Source organism: Kistimonas ophiarachnellae, assembly GCF_057552235.1.
In genome coordinates this window covers 90,948-98,936 of record NZ_BAAJPA010000016.1, presented here as the reverse complement: position 1 = coordinate 98,936, position 7,989 = coordinate 90,948, and the positions used below count along the sequence as shown (strand labels likewise).

Here is a 7,989-nt window from a genome sequence, read left to right as displayed (position 1 = left end):
AAACTGTTTGCCGTAAGAATTTTTGTCTACTTCCCAAAATAGCCTTAGAAAACGTTCATCATCGGCTGAGCTCATTCCTATTTTTGCTTCAACACCTTGTGTGTCTGCTTTAGACCAACTGGAAATGACATTTATTGCTTCTAAGGAAATCCAGTATGCTAGAACACATGAAGGGACATTTAATAAATACTGAGGTAGAAAACAGCCAGAATGTTTTGATTCACAATTTGAATTTAAATTTATTATTTCATTTTTTAAAGTACTCTCCTTTTGTGTTGATCTCAAACACGTAATATATGAAGACATGCTACGTTTAATTTTGCTGATATCTGTGATTGTATATGCTGCGGCCTCTACTACGGCGTCATCAAGTACATTGTACCCAAGATCAGAAAATAGCCGTAAACTGTTATTTTCTAAAATAGAACTTTTTCTCCAATCTTCATACGTGCTTAGCATAAAAATGTTTCTAGTAGATAGCGCACCTACTAGACCACCCATGTTAAGCATTGATTGAGTTCTGTCAATAAATACCGCTGCCAAATCCTTTTTGCTGAGAGGGTAGTATTTGTTTAATTCATATTTAATTGAATAGCATGGATTGCCAAAAGGCGGATTCATCAAAACCACATCAAACCGCTTCCGACACAACTCAATAAAAGCAAACCCCTTAGCTGCATCTTCCGCAAACAGCCGTTTCTGATCCGCAGAAGATTCTGCCTGATCCGCGTAATCACTTAACGCCTGCAAAATATGCTGTTCAGCATCATCCCAGAAGGTTTCATTATCAATACCGCGCAGATCAAACCCCAGCTTTTTCTGAGGCGTTGCCGCATCCAGCTCGGACGGGAACATATCCCCCATGGTCTGACTGCCGCTCTCTTTCAGCCACTGCTCCCGGGCTTTTTGAATGGCGGTTTGCATCTCTTCTTCAATTTTCAGCAGGGTGCCCGCTTCACCGGCCAGCTGCATCTTATCAAAAATTACTTCCAACAGTTGCCCCAGTACGGGCGGGTCCAGCTTCTCGGTAAACTCCTGTAACAGCACTTTTTCACCGGGCATGGGCTCAGCACAGACAATATTGGATTTAACAATGGCGGGGCGCTGCTGAGGTTTAATCCCTTGTTGATGCCAGGTTCGCTGGGCCCGTTGCCACAAGCTTAAGCCGGCAATCTGCACGGCACGGGGGTCGATATCCACCCCATGAATATTGTGTTCAATAATCAGTTTGGGAATCTGTTGCTCAAATTCTTCCCGGGAGGCAAAAGTGTTTTGCAGGGCATCCTGACCCGCTTCCCGAACAAACGCATCGGGCCCCAGCTGCTGTTCCAGTTGCCAGGCTTCCCGATAGATCCTTTCAAACAGATCAAAGGCGTAGAGGCCAAAGTGCATGGAGCCACAGGCCGGGTCCAGCATACGAATGGAACGTGGGTCTTTTAATGGCCGGTGCGGAATATAGACTGGCTGCTGCAGTAATTCCTCCTGGCTTAATGACTCCGTTTCACCCTCAGGATTTTCCGGCACGGCTTCATCGGGTTTTAGAAAAATCTCGGTAGGGCGACGCACCAAATAACGACAGTTGTCTGCCAGTGCAGTATTCCCCCGGGTCATTTCATACCAGATACGTCCCAGGGTATTGTCCGTTAAAAATTCCACCACATAGCGGGGCGTAAAGAACTGGTTGCGTACCGCCAGCTCCCGGCTGTTGCGGGGCGACTGGGATTCCGCACGCATTTGCCGCCGCTCTTCCTGGGAGTTGAAGTACTGGTAGATCCAGCCAATGGTTTCATCTTCCGCCCACAGGTGTTCAATATCGGGGTGATTGATCTCATCCAGCAGGGCCAGCAGGGCGCTTTCCCGTGGGAAGAGCTGCCCCTGGGCGCTATGGCGATCAAACAGCACCGCCAAATCCAGACTGAATTCATCAAACAGGCTGAACAGATAATTGCGGTAGGCATCACCGGTTTCCCCATGGGCCGTGCCGGCCAGTGGTTTGTACAGCTGGAAACCTTTGGAGCTATAACCCTTGGCTACCGATTCCAGCAGAAAACCCCGAGCCTCTGCCATCCGCAGTGCCGCCAGGCGGTTCAGCACGGTAAACGCCTGTTCACGTATGATTCGGCCAAGGGCCTGTTGGGTACGTTGCTTGTCCCCTGTGCCGGTGGTGGTGGCTAAATAGTGGGCAAGGGTCTCCCGCAACAGATGGGCCGTCTGCCGCTGGCGGTTATCCAGATAGGTCAGGCTGGCCATATCCGCCACTGCCCCTTCACCGGGGTCCAGGCCATAGGTGGCCTGGAGCTGACGGGTAAATTCCTCAACCAGCAGCGCACGGGCGCTGCTGACAAAATCGCGCAGGCGATTGCGGGTGCTTTGATCAAAAGACATTGAACGATGTTCCTGAAGGTCGCTGGCCGTTATTCGCTGAGGCTGATTTCCAGCTCAAATTCATGGGCGTAGGCCAACTCGCCCTGGAGTTGTTGCAGCTCGAGAATAAGCTGGCCCAACTCCTCCAGGCTGGTGATGCGTTTTTTCGGTTGCACGCTGCGGGTGATTTTTGCCGTGCCAGTGCCGGTTTGCTGGGCCGCTTCCTGCTCTTCCCGTAATTTGTCTTTCAGGCGCTGCTGGCCAATGCGCTGGATACGGTCTTTCATATCCTTCAGTTCGGCCTGAATGGTGAACTCCTGGTTGACCAGGGTTTGCAGGCCTGCCAGGTCTTCACTGACGCTACCGGTCAGCTTTTCCAGATCGGCCAGCAGGGTGTTTTGTTCCTGCTGGGTCAGGGATTGCCACTCGGGAATCAGTACCAGATCCTGCTCCGCCGCTTTGATGCGCTCCCCCTGTTCCGACTCCATGGCCAGCACGGTATCGCGGACCCGGTTTTTAATATCCGTCAGCTGCCCGGCAAACTGGCTGCGATAATTGAGAAACTCGCTGTGGCCCAGACGTTCGTCAAGATCGCTCAGGAGATCAGCCAGTTCGGTCTGCAACTGGCCCGGTGTGCCGCTGGTGGGTAGTTGTTTCAGGGCCTGACGATGCCGCTGGAGTTCCGTCAGGGTCTCTTCGAGGCCTTGCTCCAGGCTTAGTTTCAACTCTGCCGCCCATTTCAGGCTGTTGTACAGGTCAGAGGTTTCACCACCGAGCCGGGCTGGGGCATCGGAGGCATCGGTAGCCAGTACATCGCGAATATCGTTGCTGAGGGATTCAATCCGGTCGGCACCTGGCAGGCCCAGTCGCTTGAGTTTTTCCGCCAGCGGACTGTAGTTGTGCTGCAGCTGAGGAAAGAGTTTGCTGGCCGCTTTGCTGATTTCATCTTCCAGGGGCACCACCATATCGCCGCTCAGGTCGGTCAGGCGATCGGCCGCCCTGGCCATCACCTCCATACTGGGGCGCTCTTCACGCAGTGAGACGCCAATGGTGCGGAAGCTGTTATTGGTTTTCAGGGCATCAATGGCCTGCTGACCATTAACGGTGACTTCCCGACCGGCCACCCGGAGTTTGATTTCGCCGGCCACCAACATGGCCGCCACCAGATAGCGCAGGGTATCCTGGGACCAGCCATAGGGGGCATCGCTGAAGATGTCGCTGAGTCGTTTACCTTCAATGGAACCCTGCCGCTCGATCATATCCCGGATGCTGGTAATGGCTTTATGGTCGGTGTTGATGGAGGGTTGTCCACCGACGCGCTGTACCAGGCTGAGGGGGTCGATATCGCTGGTAATCCCGGCCAGGCTGTTGGTGTTCAGGAATTTTTCCGCCAGATTGGTGTTGGCTCGTACGGGGGCTTCGTTGTAGCGGTCGAACACCTGCTCCGCCACATCGGCCAGATGCTTTTTGGCAGCTTCTATCAGTTGCAGATCCAGGTTTTCGACGGCAGTGACTTCACCCCGGAAGATAAACGACCCCTGCAGTAAACTGCGGCGAATCAGACCTTCCAGCTCACCGATTTTGCGTTTGGCAATATCCAGCTGGCTGGTACAGTATCGGTTGACATCCTGGTCCGGCTCATTGCGATATTTATTGGCAATCTCACGGCAGCGGTGAATTTCGCCCACCAGTTCGTCCATTTCCAGTGTTGCTTTGCCTATGGCAAAAATGGTGGTGCGGCTGCTCTGGTGTCGGCTCTCATCGGTGAGTCGTGTTTTGGTGGCGTCGTAATCATTGGGGGATACCAGTTCCACAATGGTTTGCACGGTATTTCGCTCCCCCGCCAGGGAGGACGGTACGCCCCCCATATTCTGGGCTTTCAGGCCGGTCTGTACCGATAGGGAACCGTGCAGCTGGGTGGCAGGCAGGGGCGAATACGCATCTTTTAACGCTTCGTTATGGATTTTGCGCAAATCGATACTGCGCAGGGGGATAGCGGCCCGCTCCTGTTCGATATTGTTCAGATTTTCACTGAAGAAGCATAAGTTACCGTCCTGCTCGCCAAAGGGAACGATGGCGTCATTAATCAGTTCATCCACCGCCTGTTTAACGGCATCGGTGGCGGAGGCATCACTGACGCCGGCATGCATTAAGCTGGTGACGTTCTGTAGCGATACGGGCAGGTTTTCCAGAATCTGCAGAACACAGACGGTCTTGGCAATGTTCTGGTGCAACTCTGAATCGGGAAAACGAATCTGGACCTTTTTAACGGATGAGTAGAGGGCTTGATAGCCTTTTTCGATATCTTTCTTCAGGGCATCGTACAGGGTAACGGTATTGGCCAGCCAGCCGATGGGTTGATCGGCAATGGGCGTGGTGCCATCGGCGCCTTCTACCAGGATATCCTGAATAACTTTAATGGCCGAACGCAGCCCGTAGCCACCGGTGGATTTGGCCAGGCTGCCCAGCAGGTGCAGCAGGATATCAAAATGTGCCGGCAGGAATGGATAGAGGTCGATAAACGTCTGTTTATCAAAGTCGGCCCCGTAAGCCCGGGCATCCACCAGTTTGGTATGGTTGCGCAGCGCCTGACCGTGGCTGTCGAACATTGCGCCCAGTTCGGTTTCACCGGCGGGGGATTTACCGAGCAGTCGGGTGTAGCAGATCTCCTTGATATCATTCGCTTCCAAGTCAATTTGGATGGGGAAGCGGTCTTTCAGTTTATAGAGTTCTGGTGAGTTCAGGGTGGCCCTGGGGTCATCTTCGGTCAGGGTTTGCTGTGCGGTACCAATCACCCAGACTTTGCCATCGCCAATGTTTTTCAGGTTTTTGGCCAGGCCATCCAGATTAAGGATCAGGTTTTGCCGGGAGCCGACGTATTGGCCGACCTCATCAATAATAAAAATAATATGCTCTTTGCCCGTTGCTTCCCGGGCAATATCGATCATTTCCGCTACCCGGTCATTTTCAAAGCGGATAATTTCGCTGGCTTCTGTGGAAAATGAAGTGGGCGTTCTAAAGATGGCCGGATAGAGCTGGTGGGCCAGTTCTGGAATAACGCTGTCCACCACCAGATCGTCGTTGCGGTAATCGTTCCAGTCCAGTCCACCGGTGTAGTTGCTGAACAGATCGAGAAATTCGTTGTGCCGGTTTTCCTGTTTTAATTTGCGTTCGAAGGTGGCGACTTTCAAATTGCGAGAGTAACCGGCCCACTGGAGTACCTTGTAATAGAGGACGGTGGAGACCTCTTCCATGGTGGCACCGGCAACCTGTTCGCTGGCCAGGTCCAGCATCAGAACCGCTGCAGGAAATTTTTTGGCAACCGAACCCAGTAATGCCCGGGTGGTGGATTTTTGCAGTCGGTCTTGCAGGTGTTGAATAAAGGGGGTGCCATCAATAGTTACCTGATCATCAAAGGCCAGGCCCAGGTATTTGGTAAAGGAACTTTTACCGGAACCGTAGAAGCCGGATACCCAGACACCCACTTCATTTTGGCCACCGGCTTCCATGGCTGCCTGCATTTTACTGAGCAGTTTTTCAAATTGTTCTTCTATGCTTTCGGTGACGACATATTCGGAAATTTCCGCTTTTAGTCTGGCTTCCTGTGATACGCCATAGGTGATGACTTTTTCGATGGCGCGGTAGATGTCTCTGTTAGTGTCAAATAGCGTTTTGATGGCCATGGTTGCTTCCTTTAATTGTTTGTGGATCTTCGCTGATCTTCAGTGGTTAACCACCGACATGGACAGATCGATAGTTGCCATCTTCCGGGTAAAAACCGAGAAACTTCAGGCGGGTACCGGAGCGAACGCCGGGATAGAAAAAAATGGTGGGGACGTGGAAACGACCTTGTAGTTTGTTTTCAATGGAGCCGATACGTAAATAGGGGTGTATGGCTTCAATATCGGTAATAAGCAGAATATTTTTTTCCAGCCCTTCCAGCTCCGATAATACCGCTTCCAGTTTGTTTTGCAGGGCGTCGTTCTGGATGAGTGCCTGGGCCAGGGAGTTATTGGTTCTTTGCCATTGCAGGGGAGCGACCGAGTCCTGGGTTTCCCAAATATTCCGGATAAATGGTGGCATTCCCGCAAAAATCTCCTGGATCGCCTCTGCCATGGAAAAGTGATGGACTGTCCAGCCATCGTTCCTTAGTTTTGCTTCCCATGCTGGCAGCTGACGTTTAACGTCGAGAATTTGTTCTGGTCTGAATACCAGGTAAAAAATCGGTTCGAAACTGGCGCTGGCAAATTCACGACCCGCTCGCACCCGTTCCATGAGCTCGTTAAAATCAGCTTTCAATGATGACATTGATCACTTCCTCCATTGATTGAAATTGCCAGCTAATGCGCGTGACTTCCCCGGCCGACTGAACAATCAGCCAGCCATTTTTGGCTAATGTTTTTAGCTCCTCGCGCACGTCAAGGGGATCTAATCCGAACAGTTTCCAGCTGTTGTGGTTGATCAGGGTGTTATCGCCAAGACCTGAAAAATGCAGCCAGTACGCCAGGTAAAGAGATGTGGTTGATTGAATGCGAACCGGCTGAATGGTTCTTTTGGACACTCTTCCGGCGGATAAGAGGTGATAATCGGCGCAGCAACCCAGCAGGTATGAAGCGACCCGTTTTATGGTGGAGTCGGACCAGGTTTTTTGGGTTTTGCCTTCTGTAACAGCATCAGCAACAAAATTTTTGGCATCTTCTGTGCTGATCACATCATGCCCACTGGAGTATTTCTCCCAATAAACAGTCGCAATAAAATCAAGCAGTATTGTATTGGCTAGGGCTGTATGAATCAGCAATAACTGATTGAGTGGCTGGCGAGAGGCACTCTCGGCGATTGCTTTTAGGTAGATTGCTACAGCTGGTTTTAAATATCTTGGAGAGAAACACTCAGAGACTATATTTCGTAGTCTCCTGGCAGAAACATTTGGAAAAGAGCCAGAATTCAGTGCTTGGTCATAAAGCTGGGTTGAAGACATTTCCGGTTGGTACAGTGATAATAGATGTTTCGTCTCTTCTATTAAGCCCAACCCAGCTTGAAGCTGAGTGGTATAAAATGTTGTGGCATCAGGTTGCATTATTTGCTCCCTTCATAAACGGGTAGCATGTGATGCCTTGGGTAAACGCACTTAAGTAATAACCTGCGCTTGATTTGACCAGCTGCTCAAGGTCTGTATCGGAAAATGAGGCTATGTCCACTGGCCCATCTTTTGCCTGCTCCTGACTTGCAAGCTCGGCCAGTCTGCTTAATGCCGTGTCTTGAGAGCTTAAGGTGCTGCGCAGTTGTGCACTGCTGGATAGTTCCTGAACCGCACTGGCCACATCCCGCTCAATAGAGTCGGGTAAGCGATATAAGTGGTAGTTTATTCCGGTACCGATAAAACGGTCATGTACCGCCAGGGCCGCTTCACTTACGCCATGGTATTGAGCAAGAAGAATGGTGCGGGGATAGGTCGGCGTCAGGTAGGCGGTACTGGATGAGCTGAGGAAATTACTTTCCCACCAGTTGAATTGGCTCTTTTCTCCAAGGAAGCCAATGATCAATTTCAGTTCGGCGATCAGGTGTTTCGCTTGTTTGTTCATGTATTACTCGTATTGGCTTGCTCGTAATCTAGAGTAATTCGTA

At 51.1% G+C, this 7,989-nt stretch carries 5 protein-coding genes; all 5 read right to left on the bottom strand.

Annotation, left to right across the window (positions count from 1 at the left end; translation table 11 throughout):
• A partial coding sequence (gene pglX / locus AC27K1_RS18370; RefSeq protein ID WP_487152244.1) for a BREX-1 system adenine-specific DNA-methyltransferase PglX occupies window positions 1–2,385 on the bottom strand: 2,385 nt, incomplete at its 3' end.
• Between the two features lie 29 nt (window positions 2,386–2,414).
• Window positions 2,415–6,047: a BREX system P-loop protein BrxC gene (gene brxC, locus AC27K1_RS18365; protein WP_487152243.1), complete on the bottom strand. Its 3,633-nt coding sequence runs from the start codon at window positions 6,045–6,047 to the stop codon at window positions 2,415–2,417.
• 46 nt (window positions 6,048–6,093) lie between these two features.
• On the bottom strand, window positions 6,094–6,672 hold the full coding sequence (locus AC27K1_RS18360) for a BREX protein BrxB domain-containing protein (protein WP_487152242.1): 579 nt from the start codon (window positions 6,670–6,672) through the stop codon (window positions 6,094–6,096).
• Complete coding sequence (locus tag AC27K1_RS18355) at window positions 6,653–7,441, bottom strand: DUF1819 family protein (protein ID WP_487152240.1); 789 nt, start codon at window positions 7,439–7,441, stop codon at window positions 6,653–6,655. Before AC27K1_RS18355 ends, AC27K1_RS18360 begins: the two co-directional genes overlap by 20 nt.
• Window positions 7,431–7,946: a BrxE family protein gene (locus tag AC27K1_RS18350; protein WP_487152239.1), complete on the bottom strand. Its 516-nt coding sequence runs from the start codon at window positions 7,944–7,946 to the stop codon at window positions 7,431–7,433. The genes AC27K1_RS18355 and AC27K1_RS18350 overlap by 11 nt, the downstream gene beginning before the upstream one ends.
• Window positions 7,947–7,989 lie beyond the last annotated feature (43 nt).